This window comes from Haladaptatus sp. W1 (assembly GCF_001723155.1).
Taxonomy (GTDB): Archaea; Halobacteriota; Halobacteria; order Halobacteriales; family Haladaptataceae; genus Haladaptatus; species Haladaptatus paucihalophilus.
The window spans coordinates 18843-40534 of sequence record NZ_MEIH01000323.1; the positions used below are offsets into that span (position 1 = coordinate 18843).

The following is a 21692-nucleotide window of genomic DNA, read 5'->3' on the forward strand; positions in this document are numbered from 1 at the left end:
ATATCAGTCGGCGTGCGCGGCCGCTTCCTCTTCCTGTCCGCCGCTCGATTCGAAGTAGGTCACGTACACCTGCGCGAGGAAAACGACGGTGAATATCACGTCGAGCACCGTCGTGTAGGCGTGCGGGACCGACCCGCCCGTCGCGTTGTGCTTCGGAATCAGTCCCCCCGCGAGCCACGCGTAGTGGGTGGCGATACCGGCGAGCGTCGCCACCGCGAAGATGGAGACGAACAGCACCGCCGCCAACCGCTTGCCGTAGTATTTCCGGTACATATCCACGATGTGGGGGACGATGAGGTCGGCGTAGATGAACGACATGACGCCCCCGAACGGGATGCCCGCGTTCCACAGCACGAGCGCGAAGGGGACGTTCGCCACCGAGCAGACGAAGGTGATGACGCCGACCATCACGCCGATGGCCGCCCCGAGGACGACCCACGCGACGGTTCCCTCCGGGGCCAGCGTGAACAGTTGCGCCCACCACGACCGCGGGACGAAGGCGGCCAACAGCGAGGCCACGATGAACCCGACGATGAGATCGTCCCACAGCATCTCCCACTCGCCGATGGCGTTGCGGAAGGCGTTTTTCCATCCGGACACGGTGAGCAGTTTGTCCTTCCACGTCGCGTCCTCCCGTTGATTGACGAACGTCTCCTTGCAGGACTGCGAGCAGAAGTATTCCGTCCCTCCATCCGTTTCGACGCTGAGCGTGTCGTCGTCGTTCGGGTCCACTTCCATGCCGCACACCGGGTCGCGGACGGTGCCGCTCTCCTCGTCGCCCGACCGAACGTGGTCGCGGGCGGCCTCGAACCACGAGTCCGGAACGACGTACTTCGTGATGGCCGCGAGCACCAGAATCATCAGGATTCCGCCGAAGACGTCTGCGGCGACGAACTGCCACCCCAGCAGAATCCACATCACGAGGCCGATTTCGATGACGAGGTTCGTGCTGGCGAACTGGAACCCGGCGAAGGAGGCTTCGGGCGATGCCCCCTTCTTGAACAGCGATTTCGTGGTCGCCACGGCCCCGAACGAGCAACTGGACGAGAGGAACCCGAAGAAACTCCCGATGCCGATTTCTCGTAGTCCGCGACCGCCGAGCAGGTTCGTCATCCGCTCTTCGCTCACGAACGCCTGTACCGCCCCCGAAATGGTAAACCCGAGGACCAGCGCCCACCACGTCTTCCACGTCATTTCGCCGAAGAACGTGGCCGCGTCGGTCAGACTCCCTACGATGTTCATATCCGCTAGTACGGTTGCGAGCTTTTCTACGGTTGCGGCTAATAGCGAAAATCCACGCGCGTCCGGCGCGAATTCACGGATTCCGCGATTCAGCGCCAGAGACATCGAATTCTGCGGGGTTGGTCCCCATTCGAATCCCATTTCGATTACTCAGGGACGGTTATAGCCTTATCTTCCGAAACTCTCCTACTGACGAACCAAAATATCTGAGTACACGCCACGAGACTATCTCGGGATATTACCCCGTGTGCTACTGACGGATTTCCGCGCTCGTGTCCGCCATCAACCACTGGGCGTCCGCGTCGTCGGGGTTTCGAATCTCGACCCATCCGTTGTCACAGAACAGCATTTCGTACTCCGAATCTGACGGCGTGTCCGCCTCCGATGGCGTGTTCGCTTCCGACGACAGCTCTTCGTCTTCGGCCGCCATTTCAGATACCTCCACGGACCGCGTGTCGGTCGAACTGGACGTCGCTTGGCCGGACGGAATCGTGAACTCGAACCATGGGTTTCCTCGACTCGTTAGGCAACCGTTTCTCACTTTGTTATGCGGCGCGAACCCCGTGATAAAGGGTGCCTACCGCCGAGAAGGGTGTGGTTTCCGTTCTCCGATTCGTCAGTCGTTCCCGGCGACGATGTCCGCCACGCGGGTTCTGTCGAACAGCCGTTCGTCCTCCGGAATCTCGGGGTAGGGACTGCCATCGGTGTACTCCGGCCACTCGCCGAACTGCTCGGGATACAGCTGTTTGGCCGCGCGCTCGGTCAAAAAGAGGTTGTGAATCGGTCCCTGATAGAGGTAGCCGCCGCGGTAGACGCGCCCGTTTTTCACGGCGGTCAGCTTGCTGGCGACGGGGTGGCCGCGCATGAATTCGAGCACGGTGTTCCGGAATTCGGTCGCAGACTGGCGCTCGTGTGCGCGAAGCAGTATCACGTCGGGATCGATTTCGAGCATCGTCTCGTAGTCGATTCGCCCGCGGTCGGTGGTGCTGATGCCGTCGATGCCGCTGCTCGCCAGCGCGTCGCTGACGCCGAGGTCGCGCCACTGCTTCTTGCTGGTTCCCTTGTCGTTGAGCCGATACGGCGAGAACTTCACCGGCTCGTTGCTCCCCTCGTACACGAGCAACACGTTCGGGCGCTCGTCGGCCGGTGGGAGCTTGGTCTGGATTTTTGCGATGAACTCGTCGTGCAGTTCTTTGAACGCCTCGTATCGCTCCCGCTCCCGGAAAAGTTCCGCTATCTTTTCGAACGCCTCGTAGAGCGTGTAGTATCGGTAGTCGTGCCACTCGTCCTCACGGCGGAATATCAGGTTCCCCACGAACGGGCCGACGTTCGACGTGATTTCCTCGACGTCCTTCTCGCTCCAGTCGAACCAGTTAACGAGCATCTGGGGTCCATGACGTGCACGTCGCTGTCGAGTTCTTAGAACAGCTCTTTTCCCATCCCCGCCTTGCCGATATCGTTGTTTTCGAGCTTCGTTCGGTCCACGCTCACTCCGGGCAACTCGTCGTAGAACCCCGTGTAGTAGCGGTCCGCGCCGCCGATTCCCGTCATTCCGTCGGCTTTGCCGAGCACGACGCCCATATCGGCGTAGCCGCCGCCGTACGCGACCCACCGGCCGGGAACGGATTCGAACGCGACGCTTCCGGTCGGTGCCATCGTGACCGGATAGGAGTCGTCCTCGGCGTTCGTGGTCCCATCGGACGAACTCGTCGTGTCCGTCGTTGTCGTCGATGTCGTTTTCGATTCCGAATCTCCGGCACATCCGGCGAGCAGGCTTCCGCCGAGTATCGCGCCGCCGTACTTAACGTAGTCCCGCCGTGTTCGTCCCGAGTCTGTCGTACACTCTTTCGACATGTGTTTTAGGCCCGCCTAAATTTATAAAACGTTTTCGAATTTTTAGGTCTGCCTAATCCATGCCGTATTTAATACGGCGACCCGCAACGCGGACACATCGGCGGCCCGACGTCCGGAAGCGAATGCCCGCAACTCGGACACACGCCGGTCCCGTCCTCGGCCGTTATCTCCTCGACGGCCTCGTCCGTCGTCGCACGGAGTCCGGCGAGCGTTCCTTCTCTGCCGTCGTCCCCCGATTCCCGTTCGCCCTCGTCGATTGCGTCGAGCGCGAACCGCGCCCTGTCGCGGACGAACGACGATTCGTCCTCGCGCCTCTTACGGAGCCGCTCCATCGCTTCCGGGGGCACCGAATCATCCCCATCGACGCGGCCGAGGAGACCGACGGCCTCGGCCGCCCGTCCCCGAACGTGGTCGTTTTCGTCGTCCAACCGCGCAACGAGCGCGTCGGCCTCCGCTCCGAGCGCCGCCGGTGACACGCACCCGACGGCAGCGAGTGCCGTACAGAGATAGTAGCGGACGAGTTCGTCCCCGTCGTCGAGATGCTCAGCGAGGTTCGATACGCGGTGGTTGAGACGGTCCGGGTCGCCCAACGCGATGTCGGAAAGCGCTTTCGCCAACTTCTCCTTCACTTCCGGTTCGTCGAACGACAGCCCTATCTGTAACTCGGCGACGACGGCGGGTGACGCGACTGCGTCCGTGTGTTCGAGCGCGACGTTTCCCAACGCTTCCGCCGCGCGGGCACGGACGAAGTAGAACTCGTCTTCGTCCGCGAGACGGTCGGTCAGCATGAACAGTACCGGGACCACGGCGTCGGGGTCGTGTTCGGAAACGGCGACGAACAGTTTCGCCGTCGTCAATCGAATCGAGCGCTCTCCGTCGGTCACAAACGGCGACAGGGCCGGAAGCAGCGGTCCCACGACTCCCGGCGACTCCGATTCGACGCGCCGAAGAACGTCGAGGGTGGCTTTGCGCTCCTCAGTCGGTGCCGTTTCGAACCGCTCCAGACACGCGATAGCGCCGTCGTGTTCCCCCGAATCGAGCAGTTCGGCGAGTCGATCGACGGAAGGTCGGTGAGATGACTCGTCCATCGTTCGTTGCCGTGGACGTCTCGCGGCGACACCAAAAACACGTGGTACGGTGAACCGACGCGCGAAACCGGTTATTCCAACATCGCCACGCTCCGTTCGACCGCCTCCCGATTCCCGATGAGCGTCACTAAATCCCCCTCTTGGACGACGACGTTCGGATTCGGGACGATAAACTCGCCGTCCCGTCGGACGAGCGCGATGACGGCATCGTCCCGCAGTTCGATGTCCTGTACCTGCTGTCCGGTGGCCGACGTCGATTCGACCATCACCTCGGCGATGTCGTTCTCGTCGCCGACCCCGGTGAGCCAGTCGTAGAAGTTCGGTCGGAGAATCAAATCGTCCATCGTGTCCACCGTCGCCGTCACGGGCGTCACCGGTTGCACCCCAAGGTCCTCGAACGCCTCCGCGTTCTCGGGTTTGTTCACCTGTGCGATGAGCCGTTGAAGCCCGAAGTTCGTCCGCGCCGTCTGGCAGGCGAGGATGTTCTGGTCGTCGTCGCTCGTCGCCGCGACGACCATCTTCGCCCGCTCTGCCCCCGCCTCTTCGAGGACGGCGGCGTTCGTTCCGTTACCGCGAACGACCGAGTACCCCGCCCGCCGTAGGTCGGTGATGGCCGCATCGTCGCGTTCGATGATGACGGGATTTTCGCCGCGTTCTTCGAGCCTGTCCGCCAGCAGCCGTCCGGTCCGACTGCCGCCGATAATGAGTACGGTCATGGGTATGATGTCGAGTTTCTTCGCCGCCAACGGTGCTCCGCCCGCCTCCACGATGACGGTGATGAGGATGACGAGGAACACCACGTGGACGACGCTCGTCGCGTTCGGAACCCCGGCGTTGGAGAGTTGGAGGGAAAACAGCGTCGCAGTGGAAGCCGGAATGATTCCGCGAGGGCCGACGGTGGCGATGAACTTGCGTTCGTTTCGCGTGAACTGTGTCCCAGTCGTCGAGAAGAAGACCGAGAGCGGGCGAACGACGAGCATCGTCAGGACGACGATGGCGAGGCCGCCCAACCCGAGCGTGAGAAGCTGATGTAAGTCCAGCAACGAGGCGAGGATGATGTACACCACGCTCAACACTATCGACGTGATGTCGCCGCTGAACCCCGCGATTTCATCGTCGAAGGGGATATCCACACTTCCCAAAATGAGTCCGGCGACCGCGACGGTCACGACGCCCGCTTCGGCCGCGAACGCGTCCGCGATGGCGAACGAAATCAACGCCGTGCCGGTGACGGTGATTCGGGAGTTCTGCGGCGAGCGACTCAGGTACCGGAGGACGTACCCAGCGATCAGCGCCGTTATGATTCCGATGAGGACGCCGGTACCGATTCTCGTAACGAAGTCGAGGGCGACGTCAATCCTGACGCCCCTCCCGAAAGGGTCGATGCCCAACACCGCGACGCTGAAGATAACCGTTCCCAGCACGGAGGCGGTCACGTCGTTGATGACGCCCTCCGACTCCAGGAGTGTCTTTACGCCCTCCCGTACCTCTATCTGGTTCAACACTGGCGTGATGACCGTCGGCCCCGTCGCCACGAGGAGCGCCGCGATGAGAAACGAGAGGTTCCACTGAATCGAGAGGAAGAAGTGAACGAGTCCCCCGAGGGCGAAGAACGTCAGGCCCGCACCGACCGTCACGAGCCGAAGCGTCGATTTCGGCGTCTCGCGTATATCCGACGCACCCAGCGTAAAGGCTCCCTCGAAGATGATGATTGCGACCGCCAGTCCGACGAGGGCCGAAAGCGAGTCGTCGAATAGCGCGGGGTCGATGAGACCGAATCCCTCCGGGCCGAACAGGATGCCGAAGCCCAGCAGGAACACCACGTTCGGAATCCCGTACCTGTCGGCGAGAAGTTTCGACACGGCTCCGAGCGCGATTATCGACGCCGACACGAGCAGGAGGTTCGAGGACATTGGTCGAAGTTCAGCCGGTTCGACGGCGGAGTCAAACCGCGGCTACTCGCGTCATGTGAACGTCATGTATCACGATAGTTCTTGCTCCGACGCGCACTCGGTCACGATTTCTGACGGTGATTTCGGTGCGTACCATACTTCTATCGCTCGAATTATCGAAAACTATGCTCCTCCGCTCGATACTGGGGGTCTTCAAAATCGAGATACGGGCGACGTTCAGGGTCGGCTTCGAGGCGGGTGCCGACCGTGGCGTCGTCCTCGGCACCCGTTTGAAACGGAACTGATACACCGCCGCCGGAGGAAAGAACCGGCTACGAAGGCCCCCGAGCCGAATTCTTTTGCCACCCCCGCGCACAGACTGGGGTATGTCGGATGCTCGCTATCCACTCACACGCTATCTCGGTATCGATTCGGCCGGGTCGCCGACGATGACCATCGACGGGTCGCTCGTCTTCCTCGCCGATACGACGGGGACGCCGCAGGTCTGGTCGCTCGACGAACCGGGGGCGTTTCCGTCCCGCTTGACCGCTCACGACGAGCGGGTGTCGTTCGTTTCGGCGTCGCCGACCCGTTCGGAAGTCGTCTTCGGCATGGACACGGGAAGCGACGAACACGACCAACTGTACCGCTACGACCTCGACAGCGGGACGGAGACGGCGCTGACCACGACCCCCGAGGCCATCCACCTGTGGGGTGTGTGGAGTCCCGACGGCGACCGAATCGCCTTCACCGCGAACCGCCGCGAAGGGTCGACGTTCGACGTGTACGTGCAGGGGAGGGACGACGCCGAGGCGACGCTCGTCCACGAAGGGCCAGGCGGTTTCTTGAGCGTCGAAGCGTGGGGCGAACCGGGTATCGTCTGCTCGAAAGCCAACGCCAGTTTCGACCAGAACCTGTTCCTGCTCGACCCCGAGTCGGGCGACTATCGGAAACTCACCGACGACACCGATGCCCGGTATCACGACGTGACGTTCGGTCCCGACGACGACCTCTACTGCGTGACGAACCACGGCGCGGACACCGCGTACGTCGCCCGTCTCGACCTCGATGACGGCACGCCGACGGTCGTCGAGGAGGCCGGGGACTGGAACGTCTCCCACCTCTCGCTTCACGGCGGAACGGGCCGGGTGGTGTGGGTGCGAAACGTCGACGGCTACTCCGAGGTTCACGCCGGACGACTCACGGCCGAGGACGACATCGAACCCCTTTCGACGCCCGACCTCCCCGATGGCGTCGTCTTCGCCGCGGAGTTCGGTCCCGACGGCGACTGTGCCATCTCGATGAGTCGGAGCGACGACCCGAAGAACGTCTTCGTCCTCGACCCGGACACCGGGAGCGCCGAGCGATGGACGAACTTCGGCACGCTCGGCATCCCCCGCGAGACGTTTCTCGAACCAGAAATCGTGCGGTACGAATCGTTCGACGGGCGGGAAATCCCGGCGTACTGGACGCTTCCGCCGAACGCCGAACCGGGCGAAACCCCCGTCATCGTGGATATCCACGGCGGGCCGGAACACCAGCGTCAGCCGTGGTTCTTCGAAGACCGTCGCTGGATTATGCGAGACGGGCGAACCTACGAACTGACGCCACTTGGTGAGTTCGTTGCAGATCAGTTTATGACCCTCTGTGAGGCAATGACGACGGAACAAAAGCTACGCGAGGTCTGGCAATGGCTCCCACGCGAGATGGAAGGATTTTCGATTGAGCTGTTCACCGACCCGGTAATCTCCTATCCCGGACCGGGCTATCCGTATCAACCCGTCGAACGCGTGACCCAGCTCATCGAGGGTGCCGACGTAATGCGCGGGTTCGGTACCACCGTGGTGAAATCGAGCAATCTCGACGCGGCCTGCCGAGCCATCCTCAACGGGATGGAGTTCGAGTTCATCTTCTCGCCGACCGTGTTGGAGACCATCGTGGCTTGGAATCCCACGAGGATCGCCGAGGCCGCTGCCTGTGAGAACAGTACGACCCTGCTCCACGACTCGCTACCGGACAGTCAGTGGTGTGGACTCGGTATATACGATGACCGAGTCGGCATCTGCTGTCACGACACCGAAACGGGCGTGTTGCAGGCCAGTATCGATACCGACTCACCAGCTGCGCTCGCGTGGGCGGAGTCGATTTACGAACGATATCGAGCGGACGCGTCCCCGCTTGCCGAGGATGACCTCTTGGTCGTTTAACTCACTGGGAGCAAGGCCCACTCGAATCGACCGGTGCTTTCACGCTCTGAAAATTTTTCACTAGGAATTTACATTGTCTGTCCAGCCCTACTAGTGCGTGTCGTGTGGCACAGTACGAAGAAGGACGAGGGTATGACCGCAAATCGACGCAAGCACGGCAGAATAATTGACGTACGGAGTTAGGGATACCAATGAATCGAGCACGCAAAGTACACGAAATCGAACCCCAAACAGAGCCATCTCCATGGTCCAGCCACGAGCATGTCCATGGCTACGCGGTGATGGAACTGACTCGTTCGACAGCGATACTCGCCACCACGAGAGGGTCCGAAGGTAAGCCATGACTGCTCACAACACAGCAGGAATACTAACCGCGCCCGATTTCCACTGCTTCTATAAATGGATTGCAGAGAGCCGAGTGGGTGATTATCGATGACGAATCGTCACCCTCGTCGGTATGCCGTCTACGCGTATGGCGTAGTCGCATACCTTCTCGGACTGGCAACCATTGGATACATGATTGGGTTTCTCGCGAACGCAGTCGTCCCAAAATCGGTCGATGCCGGGACCATACACACGTTCAGCAATCCTCTCGCCGTCGATATCGGGTTGATCGCTTTGTTTGGCCTCCAACACAGCGTGATGGCCCGTCCATCGTTCAAAGAACGGTGGACACAGTTCGTTCCCGAACCGATAGAGCGTAGCACATACGTCCTGTTCGCCAGCCTTACGCTTCTACTCCTGATGATGTTTTGGCGACCTCTCTCGGGGACCATCTGGAACGTCGAGGGAGTTCTTGCGCTGTTTCTCTGGGTGATTTACGTCGGTGGATGGCTCCTCATGTTCGCCGCCGTCAAGATGATAGACGGCGATGACCTGCTCGGTCTTCGGCAAGTGCGGGCCTATCGTGACGGTCGCGAACTGAAGCCCTTGGACTTTCAGACCCCCGCTCTGTATCGGTACGTCCGTCATCCAATCATGACAGGATTTCTGGTCGCCTTTTGGGTGACACCGCGGATGACGAGTGCTCATCTCCTGTTCGCCGCCGGTATGACGCTCTATATCTTCATCGGTGTGACGCTCGAACAGCGGGATTTGGTTGCTGCCTTCGGTGACCGGTACGAACAGTACCAATCCCGAGTCCCGATGTTCATTCCGCGTCCCGGACGAGCGATCTCATCACCGCCCGATGAAACGGATAGTCAGTAAACTACCCGCGATAGTGTTTCTTTATCCACACCAGCGGGCACCTGCACACGATTCCAGCGGTTCATGGATGTACTTACTTCGTGTTCGGTGGGGTATTCCGCTCAACTGCAAACAGAATGTGGGCGTGCAGTCCTGCAATTACCGGAGTACACGGGGCTGGATGAGTGGTTTACGACGTACCAGCCATTGGTTCCTGAAGGCGAATACTTACTCCCCTCGCTCGCATTCGGTGGGATAATGGCCGATAGCGGACTGCGACGATTGACCAACCGCCGATGGAAGGTGGGAGTCGGTATCCTTCTGACCGTCATCCTCATCGTCGTCGGTGGTGTCGCGGTGTACTTCTCGCTTCCACATCACGGGACATCGGCCTCGGTGCAGTCGGTGGCAAACGACCCACACGTGTCCATTTCGAAAGCGGATGGTGTGACGGTTCTTTCTCCCACGAACGGGACATCCACCGTCGGACTCGTTTTCTATCCCGGTGCGCGCGTTGCACCGGATGCCTATTATGCCTCTCTCGCACCACTGGTGCGACGTTCCAACGTGACGGTCTTCGTCCCGAAAATGCCGTTCAACGTCGCCCTCCTCGATGTGGGCGCTGCGGGGGAAGTCAGGTCTCGGTATCCCGGGATTCGGACGTGGTTCGTCGGCGGACATTCGCTCGGGGGCGTTGCCGCTTGTCGATATGCAAGCTCACACGACGTCCGAGGACTAGTGCAGTTCGCGTCGTATTGCGATACGAACGTGAGCGAACGTCCGATAGACGTACTGAGCGTTACCGGTAGCAGGGATACGGTTTTGAACCGGGAGGCCTACCGAGAGAGTAGAAATCACCTCCCGCGGAACGCGACGTTCCGCGAAATCGACGGAATGAACCACACTGAATTCGGTTCGTATCGCGGCCAGCGAGGGGATTCACAGGCGACCATCTCGTACGACGTCGCCCACCGACGGCTAGCGGATATCCTTGTCCCATGGCTGAGCAAATCGGTTACTGCGGCTGCGTAGCCCGGCGTCTCACAGTTCGGTCAGTCCGTTCGTCTTGCCCCACGCCCGTGCTATGAACCATCGTTACCGGATGAAATGTCACTTATCTCAGTCCATTCTCAAGATAATCGAGGACTATCGGCCAGGAATCCGCCGCGGCCCGTGCGTTCGCTTTCGGGGTTCCCCCGTTGACATCGTTCGTCGGGACACCGGTGTAGTCGGCGTAGGGCACTCCAAAGATGTGTCCCGAATTGCAGTACGTCCGAAGGCCAAACGGATGGGGATGGCCTCGTCGTCGCAACCGGTCGACCGTCAGCGCGGCCACCGCGGACGATGGCCACTGCTGGTCGTCCCCGCCAGCGAGCAGTAACACGGGGCCGTCTATCTCCTCGACCGGAACGAGTGTCCGTTCGAGAACCCGCTCCGGAACCCGGGATCGAATCGCGTTCAGGAACGATGCGGCATGACAGTCGTGTCGACCGTGATTTTCGATTGCGTCGAACGTCGCTCGAATAGCGTCCGGGTTCGCAACCGGAGAGCCGTTGCGAGTCCAGGCGGGCTGGTCGATGTATCTTGTCGGGGGACCCCGGCGACTCCGTGCCGGACGACACCGCCGCCGGAGTACCCGATTACCGCTACCGGCCCGTCGTACCCCGTTGCCGTCAGTAACGCGGCCTCGACGCCACGTGAGATTCCGAGTAAACCGATTCCCGTGTCGTGAACCGTCGGCCGACTCGTCAGCCACCGAATCGCGGTATCGAAGTATCCGAGCGGGATTCGTTCGAGCGATTCCGGCAATCCCGGCGCATCGAAGTACTGTAACGCAAGAGTCGCGTATCCGTGTGTCGCCAGCATCTCGCTCAACCGATGCGGAACGGAGGCCGACGCGCCATGGAGGGAAACGATTCCCGGATGCGGGCCCTGTGTCGTTGGTTCGTACAGCCATCCGACCAGTCCGTTCGCTTCGACCGACTGTCGTGAAATTCCCGGGTCGACGAGTACGCGCGACTATGAGCGGGACGGTGTCGAAGTGCCGAAAAGCCCGGAGCGGGCGTGGAACGAAAGTGTGACAGAATTCCGATCGCCCATGAAGAAATTCGGCGACGATGCAAAGAAGCTCTCGAAGGAGAGACGATGAAGAATCATCGAGACCGCCGACCGTCCCGCGAGCCGGCGGCCTCGCTTTGATCCATACCAATTCGACTCCGGTGCGTTGTTGGTGAAATCCGCGTTTGCGAGCGTTGCCACGCCGCTTTCGTCCGTTCGAAGCGACCACGAACCCGTATAGTCGTAGCCCGCTTCATCGGTGGCTTCACACTCGAACGTCACGACGGTCCGTGGCTCGAAGCCACTCATCCTAAGTTGAAGGTGGTTTCCCACCTTCGTTCTAGCCGGACAGTCGATCGATCCCGCGTTCTCATCGGTAAGAGGGTTACCGAGACAGCCACCGGTAGAGGCCGCACCGACAGCAAGCGACGACGCCAGTAACTCACGTCGGGAGAACTGTCTCGAAGTCATCCAAACCAGTTAGCGAATGTTCATCTTTCGTCGTCTTAAAATTCGGGACGCGTTCCGATCCGAAACTGTGTTACGACCTGCAAAATCCGACCTCGCTCGGACGGGAGCAAAAAGTGGAGCGTCGAACCCCTTTCAGTCCTGTCTGGCCTGTCGGTCGGCGACGGCCTCGTATACGTCGGCGGTAGACGAGCTGTCGATGACGGGGCGGACGAATCGCCCGCTGATGACGATGCATCGGACGGGGATGAATCCGACACTGACGACTCGACGGACGGATCGGAGGATAGGGACGAGGAGACGGAGGACGACCGCTGTAATTGATGTCTTTGGGACCGTGAGGTCGGCGTCCCCCGAAACCGTCATCAGGTTCACCGCCGTTCACAATATTTCAATTGGTACTTTCTTGGTAGTATGTGCCGCATACTTATTATTGAATAGACAAAGTGTGTAGTCATGTCCAACGCTGCTTCAATCAACGCTGAATCGACGGTGGACGATTCCATAGATAAACAGATGTTCGTCCACGAATATCTGTTCGAATACGATATGAACGGTGAGACGCCACTTACCGAGTGCCTCATCGACATCATCGCATTCGTCACCGATGATTCTCGAGACGAAGCGAAATCGCTCGTTCATCAGCGTTGCCGTCACGATATTGACGACCACTTTTCGATGCTCAAACGACGCCAAAAGTGGAAATCCTCCTTCTGGGTCGGTAGTCTGAACGTTACCATCAGTCGGGATGGAGAAATAGTCGTCCGAGAATTGTAATAGACCTCTTCTCTCACCGTCCAGTAATGCTATGAGCGGACAGTGCAACGCTTATTCCCGATGATGGGGACAGGGCCTCCCCGGAAACGGGACGACGCACTGACACGGCCGGTTCGAGTCTTCGTCAGTGCGTCCGCAGATCGGCTGCCCGATAGAGTTCGTTGATGGGTTATTGTAAGACATATACCCTTTGTACCAGCAGTATCGATAAATACATTTTTGAATATCGTTGAAATATGTCTGACGAATGAACAACGATAGATGATGAGAGATACCAGTCGTGTAGGTATTTTGCCCGTTGGTACTAATTTGTCGCACAAGCAATCGACGAACGCCATCGTGACGGTGAGATGGCTCCATTTTTTGAACAACATCGTTGCCACGGACGAAACACCGATATGTGTGAAATACACATGCAAGAACATGCAGACCGTCACGGAATTCGAGTCGTCGTTACGGCGACTCGACGTCGGCCGAACGAAAGCGACGACCGACGAGGCAGCCGATGTGTTGGCCGACCTAATCAGCTACCCGGCGGTTGGAACACCGATTCCCTTCGATGGCGTGTCCCTGCCTGACGAGGTCACTCGCTCTCCGACACCGGCCGAACTGAACGGTGCATCGACGGGCGTCACCGCGGCACGCTTCGCCATTGCCTCGTACGGAAGCATCGTCATTCAGGCTACGCCTGACGGCACGGAACCAGTGAGCGTCTTTCCCGATACGCACATCGCCGTCGTCCGTGGCAGCGATATCGTCCCCGGGATGTCTGAAGCGTTCGAACGGCTCGCCACCGACATCCGAGCCGGCCACGAGAGCGCTATCGTCGCCACTGGTCCGAGTGCGACAGCGGACATGGGTGCACTCGTCCGCGGTGCGCATGGGCCGAAAGCCGTCCACGTCGTTATCCTTACCGACCAATGAGCTCACCATCACGCGAAGCGAAAGCCGAAAAGATCCGTCACCTGCTGGCATCGGAAGGCGATGCTGTCGGTGAGAATACCCGCGGGTTCAACCGTGGTCGATACGAATCCGTCGCCCGTCTCGACAATTACCAAGCACTGAAAGACGAGGCGCGTGCCATCAAGGAAGACGCCATCGAACGCTTACCGGACCTCATCGACGAACTGCGCGAGACGGTCGAAGCGAACGGTGGGACGGTCTATCTCGCGGACGACGCGGCCGATGCGAACCGATATATCGCGTCCCTTGCCGACGAACAGGGGGCCGAACGCGTCGTCAAGAGCAAGTCGATGACTTCTGAAGAGCTCGAGGTCAACCAGCACCTCGAAGCCGAGGACGTGGACGTCGTCGAAACAGACCTCGGGGAGTGGGTATTGCAAGTCGCCGACGAAGCGCCCTCGCATCTCGTCGCGCCCGCGATTCACAAGTCCTGTGCGGGAATCGCGGAACTGTTCAATGCACGATTCGACCCCGACGAACGGTTAGAGACGGCGGAAGAACTGACTGCGTTCGCACGCGACCGATTGGGCGACCTCATCGAGGATGCCGACATCGGCATGACCGGCGCGAACTTCATCACGGCCGACACCGGCACTATCGCACTGGTCACGAGCGAGGGGAATGCCCGCAAATCCGCCGTCGTCCCGGATACGCACGTCGCGGTGGCCGGTGTCGAGAAAATCGTCCCCACCGTCGAGGACCTCCGGCCGTTCGTCGAACTCATCGGCCGGTCGGGAACAGGTCAAGACATTACCTCCTACATCTCCCTGCTCACGCCGCCGGTCGTGTCCCCGACCGTCGAGTTCGACGCCCCCGATGAATCACGATTCGGGCACGGCGACGACGGCGAGGTCGACAGAGAGTTCCACCTCGTCCTCATCGACAACGGCCGCATGGCGATGCGTGAGGACGACCAGTTGCGCGAAACGCTGTACTGCATCCGGTGTTCCGCGTGCGCGAACTCCTGTGCGAACTTCCAATCGGTCGGTGGCCACGCCTTCGGCGGCGAGACGTACACCGGCGGCATCGCCACCGGCTGGGAAACCGGGGTCGAAGGACTCGACAGTGCCGCTGAGTTCAACGACCTCTGTACGGGCTGTACCCGCTGTGTGAACGCGTGTCCGGTCCAAATCGACATCCCGTGGATTAACACGGTCGTCCGCGACCGCATCAACCGCGGCGAGGATGGCGAACTCGACTGGTTGGTCGAAGGGTTGACTCCCGACGCCGACCCCGGTGGCATCGACCATCAGAAGCGGCTGTTCGGTAACTTCGAGACGCTCGCGAAGCTCGGCAGCGCGTCTGCGCCGCTTTCGAACTGGGTGGCCGATACCCGACTCGCACGAACCCTGCTCGAACGCACGGTCGGCGTCGACCGACAGCGCGATTTACCCCGTTTTTCTCGAGAGACGCTCATCGACTGGTTCGCCGACCGCGACAGGACCGTCCAGAATCCGACCCGAGAGGCCGTTCTCTATCCCGACGTCTACACGAACCACGTGCAGGTCGAGCGGGGGAAAGCGGCCGTTCGGGTTCTCGAAGCGCTCGACGTTCGCGTTCGGATTCCAGCCGTTCGCTCTAGCGGCCGTGCCCCACTCTCGCAGGGGATGATCGCAACCGCCGAAGACCACGCCCACGACGTATACGGTGCACTCGCAGAACACATCGACGCAGGGCGTGATATCGTCGTCATCGAACCGAGCGACCTCGCCATGTTCGACCGTGAGTACGAAAAGTTCCTCCCTGAGCGGTCCTACGAGCGCATCTCGGGCAACAGCTACGAAATCATGGAGTACGTCTTCGGTCTTCTCGAACAGGGAGCGAAACGGCACGCGCTCTCGTCCGGCGATGGCGAGGCGGTCGCTTATCACAGCCACTGTCAGCAACGGACCATGGGGTTGGACGCCCACACCACCGCCGTCCTCGAAGACCTCGGCTACGACGTGCTTCTCTCGGAAGTGGAGTGTTGCGGCATGGCCGGGAGTTTCGGGTACAAACAGGAGTACTACGAGCTGAGTATGGATGTCGGCTCCCATCTCCGCGACCAGTTTACGACCTCTGAAGCCTGCGACCGAACCGTGGTCGCCAGCGGCACCTCCTGTCTCGAACAGCTCGATGACCTCCTCCGTCGTCCGATACGGCACCCGGTCGAACTCATCGCGCCCGAATGACGAGATGACGGGTCGGTAGTCACCGTCCAGCGAGAAATCGAGCCACGCTGGCACGCGGGTCGAACCCAACACCCGCGTGCACATAGATTTGCTCGTCCAGCACGCCCGTGAGTACGTCCGCTAATTCCTGGACGTCAACCGGCGTGTGCATTCGATAAGCGTACGGTGGACCGTCTTCGGTATGGACGGCTATTTTTTCCCGACCGATTCGGCCGCCATCGTATATGTCGACCCGGTCAATGGTGTCGTAATCGAGTCGATGGACCGTATCCGCTGCCGAGAGAACGTTATCGACGCCCCCTTCCAAATATCGACTTCGCATCTCGGTTGCCGCCTGTTTCGGTCTCCCCCTCAGGAGGCCGAACAGCGGCGTTATCGTTTCGTACTCCGCGATGAACAGTCCATCCGTCGTAAAAATCAACTCCGCCAGTCGTAACGGAACGGTCCCCGACATTCCGAAGTTGAGATATGCCACGAGGTCGCCACCCGTCGTCATCGTGTTTTCCACCCCATACGGTGAAATCTGAACGAGGGCATTACGTGAAAAAGGCCGCTACACAACTGTAGGTGTGCCGGTCACGACGATTGTTTCGACGTCTCCTCCGTATCTATCGTCCCAGTCATACGCGCCTTTGCGAGCGCCGTTCTCCCCATCGTGTACAGTTGGACCACGACCAGCATCGCCCAGAGGAGGTACCCACCGGGGGCGCTGTCGACGACGACGTAACTCGTCCGAAACACGCCCAGTCCGAAATCGCGGGTCAGCGTGATGCTGACTAAGACGACAGAAAAGTAGCCGAAGAAGGCGGCGACAACCCACATCGCGACGACGCGAGGCCACTTGGGAACGGTGTGTTTCGACATCCGCGTCACATTGATTATCTGGATCAGCACTGTGTACGGCCACATCATGATACCGGACATCGCGCCCGCAAGTACGAGCAACCCGAAGGGGTTTTCCGGCGATATCGGCAGCGAGAGGATGAGGATTCCCCACGCTGAAAAGACAGTCAACAGTACCCAGAATATCTGCGGGAGACTCCACCCGGCAGCGCGCCCATACGATTCGTAGACGATGTCCGCACTGTTGCGGACGAACGACTCGACGATAGCGTACTCCGTGGTAAACAATGAGAGGAACAACACGACGTAGACGAGGATGCCACCGGTGGTTCCAAGTGCCGGAACGATATCGACGATCCACATGGTAACCGCGTTGGCGTCCGTTCCGGCGGCGTACTCGGCCGCAATGCTCATCATGATGGTCGCGACGACGAACAGTCCGATGACGAACGTGAGAAAGTGTTCGAGTCGGGCGACGACCCACCATCGTTTCCAGCGTTCGATGTTCTCCTCGGTCGGCCGAAACGCGAATCCGTCGCGCTGCACCGGTTCCGGGTCGTCGCCGATGAGTGGATTCTGTATCCGGCCCTGATAACGGCCCATTCCGTACCCCTTCTCGCGTACCCAGAGACTTTGGGAGAGATTGAGATAGCCTCCGGCACCTGCGTACGCTAACCCACCGAGGAAGATGGCTACCTCAGTCCCTGGAGGCAGTGTTCCGATGCTCATGGCGCCCGACGGAAGGTTCGCGAGTTGGTCGACGGACCCGGCGACCACGAACAGTGCGACCGCCGACGCCGTCGAAACGGAGACGAGAACGAGCTGAAACCGCTCTACGATATTGTACATCAGCGGCGTCAGTTGGTAGGTCAGCCAGATGAGTACCATCAGCAGAATCCCGAAGCCTCGCCAGTCGATGACCGGATTGGCTCCGAGACCCAACCCCGCTGCTCCGACTTTGGCAGCACTCGCCGCCCACCCCGGCCACCCGAGACTCACGAACCCGGCAAGCAGAAAGAACCACGGCCAAACGCGATGGACTCGGCCGAACGACCGGAAGATGCTCTCGCCAGTCGCGAGCGTCCATCGCTGAATCTCCGTGTTCAGGACGAACTGCGCGAGAATGCCGATCCAGAACGCCCAGTAGAGGTTCCATCCGTTCTCGGCGATGAGAACCGGCCAGAACAGGGTCTCCCCGCTTCCCAACGACGCCCCGAGCATGATTGCGCTCGGACCGAGGATGTGGCTGAGTTTCGGGACGCGTGGCATGTCGAGTAACCTGTATTTCCCTCCAGTACCGGTATCGGGGTAGTCGTCCGTTTCGGGCGCGGTATCGAGGTTGTCGTATGCGACCGGCACATATGCAGTACTACTGTACTCTTCTCCTTCCTCTGAGGGGGCGTAGACGTCTAGCTCTGCCTCCAAGTTGTCACCATCGTGGTCATCGTCCGTATTGTCGGTCATTCGAATCTCCGTCGCTCTCCGTTGTCGCTACTCCGTCCCGGGGTCCGATATGGTGCCGAAAGCAGCCGTGTTTCCGTTCCTGCAACCACGGACGTTCATACGCATTCAGTCGGTGCAATCGATTTAAAACTACCGTCGATTTATCCCCCAAGAAAGTGCCAGATGTGGCCGCGTTCCTTGGGCGGGTCGACGCCGGGGAGATCTTTGAGCGCGGGTTGTATCGCGTTCCACCAACCGTCGGCCGTCTCGTACCCTGCCGGATGCTCGGGAAAGACGTCCTGCAGGAAGTCGGCCTTCTTCGCACTCGGATGTTCGACGAGGTAGTCGTAGGCTGCACGGAGCGCATTTTGCCGCGATTCGAGAGTCGAGCCGGTTCCAGGGAGCTCGACGTCGTCGAAGATATCGCGGTCAACGTCCGGTTCAGCGTCCGCGTCGTCCATGGATTCGGTCCCCTCTATGGGTATCCACCAGACTCGTCCGCGTGCGCCGACCTTCCGAGTTGCGAGCATATCGAGCTCGACGAGTTCGTTAAGTTTGTTGTGCGCCGTTCGCCGCGAGCAATCGAGCACCTCCATTACGTCGTTCGCGGTAAGCGGACGGCCCTGATCTGCGCGGTCTTCGAAGACGCCGAATGCTTCCTTCGCCGGGAGTCGGTCGGAGTACTGACCGTGTTCGTTGCGTTGGCGGTCGGACGGTTCCTCCGTCGGCATATCTCAGACCAGTACACACGACTGCATAAGCCTTTACAGTCAACTGAAACTGATTACACACAACTGAACAGGCCTTTATAGTCAACTGTAGAGGGAAAATAAACGGTTTGTTTCCTCGCGGGAGAGGAAGTGAAACGCCGTATTGTCTCGTTAGAACCGGAAAAGATACTGATTTCAGTGAGACGAGGTACGATTCATCGGCACCGAACCAAATCACATGTACATGAGTACTTTCGACAGTATCAGGCGGTGGGGAGCCGGTCGAGTCACCAACTCCGGAATCACCTCATAAGACAACAGAACGCTTGTAGGAAGTTGCTTCTCGGATTTCAGGTGCTAGATTGATTGCCCTGAACGTTAATTATAAATACTGTTGGCCACACACTCGATTCATGCCAGATGGTGCTAATCATCGAAGCGCAGCGGAGATACGATACTGTTCGATGTCGAACGCCCGATCAAGGAACAAACGGACCATGAGAGGCGATATCGGGGACGACTCGAAACCGCTCGTCCATTACGGAGCTGGGTGGTGATGTTCGATGGCTAGTGTCCTCGACATCACGCTTGCTGTGTTGCCTTTGGTAGTCATTGCCTACCTTATGATCGGTCGATACTGGCCTGCGACACGTGCGATGCCGCTCGCGTGGCTATCGGCTGTCATCGTCGGATTCGCGAGTTGGCAGATGACACCGGCATGGATCGCGGCCGCGACGATCAACGGCTTCATCACCGCCACGAACATCCTCTGGATCGTCTTCGGTGCGATTCTTCTGTTGTACACCTTGAAACAAACGGGCGCTTTCGACACTATCAACGCCGGATTCACCTCCATCAGCGAGGACCGACGCGTTCAGGTAGTCCTGCTCGTCTTCCTGATGGGGTCGTTCATCGAGGCCGCCGCTGGTTTCGGAACGCCAGCGGCCGTCGTCGGTCCGCTCTTGGTTGGTCTCGGCTTCCCACCACTTGCGGCAGTCGTGATCGCACTCACCGGAAACCTGATGGCCATCACCTTCGGCGCGGTGGGGACGCCGCTCATCATCGGATTGCAGGACACCTTCGCGACGGCGAACGTGGCGACGCCCGCGGGAACGACGGTACCGGGTTGGGTCGCCCAAATCGGTGTGTGGGCCGCGTCGTTCCACGTTATCGTCGGGATGCTGTTGCCGTTTATCGGCGTCGCCATGATGACCCGATTTTTCGGCGAAGAACGTTCCATCAAACCCGCGCTCGAAGTGCTCCCGCTCACCTTGTTCGCGTGGTTCACGTTCGCTGTTCCGTACTGGCTGACCGCGTACTTCCTTGGACCGACGTTCCCCGGCCTCATCGGCGCGATGAGCGGCATGGTGTTCACCGTCGGCGCGCTAAAAGCCGGGTTCTTCCACCCCGACGAAGAGTGGGATTTCGCACCACAGGAACTCTGGCCCGACCACTGGGTCGGCGACATCGAGCCCGGTGAGACGTCCCCGAGTGACACTCCGGTCGCCGCTGATGGCGGTGTCGTGACAAAACAGATGCCCCTTTGGAAGGCGTGGACGCCGTACGCGCTGCTGGCGGCGCTGCTCGTTCTCACCCGCGTTTGGACTCCCCTCACGGACTTCCTGACGAGCACGCTCGTCCTCAAGTGGACGAACATCCTCGGTACTGGTCTCGATAACGACTTCGCACTACTCTACCTCCCGGGGGCGGTGTTCGTGTTCGTCCACCTCATCACCATTCCGCTACACGGCATGAACGGACGCCAGATTAAGGATTCGTGGGTCGAGACGGCCGAGAATGTCATCCCCGCTGTCATCGCGTTGCTGTTCGCGGTGGCGACGGTTCAGATCATGATTCAATCCGGCAAAGCAGCGGACATCGACAGCATGCTGGTCATCCTCTCGGACGCAACGGCGAACGTCGCAGGCGGCGTCTACCCGTTCTTCGCGTCGCTCGTGGGCGCATTCGGCGCATTCCTCGCCGGTTCGAACACGGTGAGCGACATTCTGTTCGGGACGTTCCAGTACAACGTCGCCGAGAACCTCGCCGTCTCGCGCACCATCCTCGTCGGTGCACAGGCCGTCGGTGGTGCGATCGGGAACCTCATCGCGATTCACAACGTGGTCGCCGCGCTCGCGGTGGTCGGCCTCGTCGGACAGGAAGGACGGGTCATCCGACTCGAACTCCTTCCGTTAACGTACTATGCGGGCATGACTGGAATCCTGACGATGCTGTTCGTCTACGTGATTTTCCCAACCGTCTTCTGAGTTCGTCGAGCTTTTTTCGTTTTGCACCATCGGGGAAGGATGAGGAAACGACGATGGCGCGAGTGAATTCGTTCCACATAGTGAATTCGTTTCACAACGTGGTCAAATTTCGGACGGTAACTACAAACGAATGTGATTAGATACTTCGTCTGGGTATCAATCGATGAATCTCGACGAATTTGTAACCTCCCACGCACCGAACGAGACGCAAAACACGTTCGAACTGGAAAGTTCGAAGCTGCTCGATGTTTCGGTGGACGGTAGCGTCATGGCACGAGCGGGGTCGATGGTCGGCTACACCGGCGAAATCTCGTTCGAACAGAAGTCCGCCGGTGGACTGAAAGGAATGCTGAAACAGAAAGCCACCGGCGAGGGAGCGGTGATGATGAAGGCAACGGGAACCGGCCATCTCTATCTGGCCGACCAAGGCAAAGAGGTCCAACTGCTCGAACTGGACGCCGACGACGAAATCAGTGTCAACGGAAAACGACGTGCTGGCGTTCGAGGAGAGCGTCAATTGG

General features: G+C 59.8%; 17 protein-coding genes and 2 pseudogenes. 7 read left to right on the plus strand and 12 right to left on the minus strand.

Annotated features, from left to right (window positions below; all coding sequences use genetic code 11):
- Positions 1-3 precede the first annotated feature (3 nt).
- From BG842_RS17535 to BG842_RS17555, 5 genes and pseudogenes are all read right to left on the minus strand, one after another.
- Positions 4-1242, minus strand: a complete 1239-nt coding sequence (locus tag BG842_RS17535) for a permease (protein ID WP_069451783.1) — start codon at positions 1240-1242, stop codon at positions 4-6.
- 250 nt (positions 1243-1492) lie between these two features.
- Positions 1493-1672 carry a hypothetical protein gene (locus BG842_RS17540; protein WP_007980579.1) on the minus strand — a complete coding sequence of 60 codons (180 nt, stop codon included), beginning with the start codon at positions 1670-1672 and terminating at the stop codon, positions 1493-1495.
- A gap of 186 nt (positions 1673-1858) precedes the next feature.
- Positions 1859-3096 (minus strand): annotated as a pseudogene (locus BG842_RS17545) (ABC transporter substrate-binding protein).
- Between the two features lie 68 nt (positions 3097-3164).
- A complete protein-coding gene (locus BG842_RS17550; RefSeq protein WP_069449217.1) occupies positions 3165-4184 on the minus strand; it encodes a HEAT repeat domain-containing protein in 1020 nt (339 codons plus the stop codon).
- 71 nt (positions 4185-4255) lie between these two features.
- Positions 4256-6097: a cation:proton antiporter gene (locus BG842_RS17555; protein WP_069451784.1), complete on the minus strand. Its 1842-nt coding sequence runs from the start codon at positions 6095-6097 to the stop codon at positions 4256-4258.
- A gap of 365 nt (positions 6098-6462) precedes the next feature.
- Between BG842_RS17555 and BG842_RS17560 the strand changes: the two genes are divergently transcribed.
- The 3 genes from BG842_RS17560 (at position 6463) to BG842_RS17570 (ending at position 10503) form a co-directional block, all read left to right on the plus strand.
- Positions 6463-8283, plus strand: coding sequence for a PD40 domain-containing protein (locus BG842_RS17560; protein WP_083252603.1), 1821 nt, complete (start codon positions 6463-6465; stop codon positions 8281-8283).
- A gap of 432 nt (positions 8284-8715) precedes the next feature.
- Positions 8716-9492, plus strand: a complete 777-nt coding sequence (gene mddA / locus BG842_RS17565) for a methanethiol S-methyltransferase (protein WP_069451785.1) — start codon at positions 8716-8718, stop codon at positions 9490-9492.
- 237 nt (positions 9493-9729) lie between these two features.
- On the plus strand, positions 9730-10503 hold the full coding sequence (locus tag BG842_RS17570; protein WP_254663276.1) for an alpha/beta hydrolase: 774 nt from the start codon (positions 9730-9732) through the stop codon (positions 10501-10503).
- Positions 10504-10585: 82 nt separating this feature from the next.
- Here BG842_RS17570 and BG842_RS30065 read toward each other — a convergent pair whose 3' ends face one another.
- The 4 genes from BG842_RS30065 to BG842_RS17585 all read right to left on the minus strand — a co-directional run bounded on the left by BG842_RS30065 (position 10586) and on the right by BG842_RS17585 (position 12363).
- Complete coding sequence (locus tag BG842_RS30065; protein WP_256388546.1) at positions 10586-10996, minus strand: acyl-CoA thioester hydrolase/BAAT C-terminal domain-containing protein; 411 nt, start codon at positions 10994-10996, stop codon at positions 10586-10588.
- Positions 10930-11337: an acyl-CoA thioester hydrolase/BAAT C-terminal domain-containing protein gene (locus BG842_RS17575; protein ID WP_069451786.1), complete on the minus strand. Its 408-nt coding sequence runs from the start codon at positions 11335-11337 to the stop codon at positions 10930-10932. The genes BG842_RS30065 and BG842_RS17575 overlap by 67 nt, the downstream gene beginning before the upstream one ends.
- A 153-nt stretch (positions 11338-11490) precedes the next feature.
- A complete protein-coding gene (locus BG842_RS17580) occupies positions 11491-11838 on the minus strand; it encodes a hypothetical protein (RefSeq protein WP_069450692.1) in 348 nt (115 codons plus the stop codon).
- Positions 11839-12132: 294 nt separating this feature from the next.
- A complete protein-coding gene (locus tag BG842_RS17585; protein WP_069451787.1) occupies positions 12133-12363 on the minus strand; it encodes a hypothetical protein in 231 nt (76 codons plus the stop codon).
- 834 nt (positions 12364-13197) lie between these two features.
- On the opposite strand from BG842_RS17585, the gene BG842_RS17595 reads away from it, so the two are divergent.
- Both BG842_RS17595 and BG842_RS17600 read left to right on the plus strand, forming a co-directional pair.
- Positions 13198-13698 carry an LUD domain-containing protein gene (locus tag BG842_RS17595; protein ID WP_069451789.1) on the plus strand — a complete coding sequence of 167 codons (501 nt, stop codon included), beginning with the start codon at positions 13198-13200 and terminating at the stop codon, positions 13696-13698.
- Positions 13695-15908, plus strand: coding sequence for an LUD domain-containing protein (locus tag BG842_RS17600; RefSeq protein WP_069451790.1), 2214 nt, complete (start codon positions 13695-13697; stop codon positions 15906-15908). Before BG842_RS17595 ends, BG842_RS17600 begins: the two co-directional genes overlap by 4 nt.
- Positions 15909-15927: 19 nt before the next feature.
- On the opposite strand, the gene BG842_RS17605 is transcribed toward BG842_RS17600, so the two are convergent.
- From BG842_RS17605 to BG842_RS17615, 3 genes are all read right to left on the minus strand, one after another.
- A complete protein-coding gene (locus tag BG842_RS17605) occupies positions 15928-16404 on the minus strand; it encodes a hypothetical protein (RefSeq protein ID WP_139136172.1) in 477 nt (158 codons plus the stop codon).
- A gap of 80 nt (positions 16405-16484) precedes the next feature.
- A complete protein-coding gene (locus BG842_RS17610) occupies positions 16485-18215 on the minus strand; it encodes an Nramp family divalent metal transporter (protein ID WP_069451791.1) in 1731 nt (576 codons plus the stop codon).
- Positions 18216-18355: 140 nt separating this feature from the next.
- Positions 18356-18925, minus strand: coding sequence for a helix-turn-helix transcriptional regulator (locus BG842_RS17615; protein WP_069451792.1), 570 nt, complete (start codon positions 18923-18925; stop codon positions 18356-18358).
- 542 nt (positions 18926-19467) lie between these two features.
- On the opposite strand from BG842_RS17615, the gene BG842_RS17620 reads away from it, so the two are divergent.
- Together BG842_RS17620 and BG842_RS17625 are read left to right on the plus strand one after the other, a co-directional pair.
- Positions 19468-21171: an L-lactate permease gene (locus BG842_RS17620; protein WP_069451793.1), complete on the plus strand. Its 1704-nt coding sequence runs from the start codon at positions 19468-19470 to the stop codon at positions 21169-21171.
- A 163-nt stretch (positions 21172-21334) separates the two neighbouring features.
- A pseudogene (locus BG842_RS17625) lies at positions 21335-21692 on the plus strand (AIM24 family protein); the annotation flags it as partial.

Excerpts from the sequence above, each read along its gene's own strand:
- BG842_RS17610 (WP_069451791.1), bottom strand. The coding sequence starts at position 18,215 with ATGACCGACAATACGGACGATGACCACGATGGTGACAACTTGGAGGCA.
- BG842_RS17600 (WP_069451790.1), top strand. The coding sequence starts at position 13,695 with ATGAGCTCACCATCACGCGAAGCGAAAGCCGAAAAGATCCGTCACCTG.
- BG842_RS17605 (WP_139136172.1), bottom strand. The coding sequence starts at position 16,404 with ATGACGACGGGTGGCGACCTCGTGGCATATCTCAACTTCGGAATGTCG.
- BG842_RS17570 (WP_254663276.1), top strand. The coding sequence starts at position 9,730 with ATGGCCGATAGCGGACTGCGACGATTGACCAACCGCCGATGGAAGGTG.
- BG842_RS17595 (WP_069451789.1), top strand. The coding sequence starts at position 13,198 with ATGCAGACCGTCACGGAATTCGAGTCGTCGTTACGGCGACTCGACGTC.
- BG842_RS17550 (WP_069449217.1), bottom strand. The coding sequence starts at position 4,184 with ATGGACGAGTCATCTCACCGACCTTCCGTCGATCGACTCGCCGAACTG.
- BG842_RS17535 (WP_069451783.1), bottom strand. The coding sequence starts at position 1,242 with ATGAACATCGTAGGGAGTCTGACCGACGCGGCCACGTTCTTCGGCGAA.
- BG842_RS17555 (WP_069451784.1), bottom strand. The coding sequence starts at position 6,097 with ATGTCCTCGAACCTCCTGCTCGTGTCGGCGTCGATAATCGCGCTCGGA.
- BG842_RS17620 (WP_069451793.1), top strand. The coding sequence starts at position 19,468 with ATGGCTAGTGTCCTCGACATCACGCTTGCTGTGTTGCCTTTGGTAGTC.
- BG842_RS17580 (WP_069450692.1), bottom strand. The coding sequence starts at position 11,838 with ATGAGTGGCTTCGAGCCACGGACCGTCGTGACGTTCGAGTGTGAAGCC.
- BG842_RS17575 (WP_069451786.1), bottom strand. The coding sequence starts at position 11,337 with ATGCTGGCGACACACGGATACGCGACTCTTGCGTTACAGTACTTCGAT.
- BG842_RS17560 (WP_083252603.1), top strand. The coding sequence starts at position 6,463 with ATGTCGGATGCTCGCTATCCACTCACACGCTATCTCGGTATCGATTCG.
- BG842_RS17585 (WP_069451787.1), bottom strand. The coding sequence starts at position 12,363 with ATGACGGTTTCGGGGGACGCCGACCTCACGGTCCCAAAGACATCAATT.
- BG842_RS17615 (WP_069451792.1), bottom strand. The coding sequence starts at position 18,925 with ATGCCGACGGAGGAACCGTCCGACCGCCAACGCAACGAACACGGTCAG.
- mddA (WP_069451785.1), top strand. The coding sequence starts at position 8,716 with ATGACGAATCGTCACCCTCGTCGGTATGCCGTCTACGCGTATGGCGTA.
- BG842_RS17540 (WP_007980579.1), bottom strand. The coding sequence starts at position 1,672 with ATGGCGGCCGAAGACGAAGAGCTGTCGTCGGAAGCGAACACGCCATCG.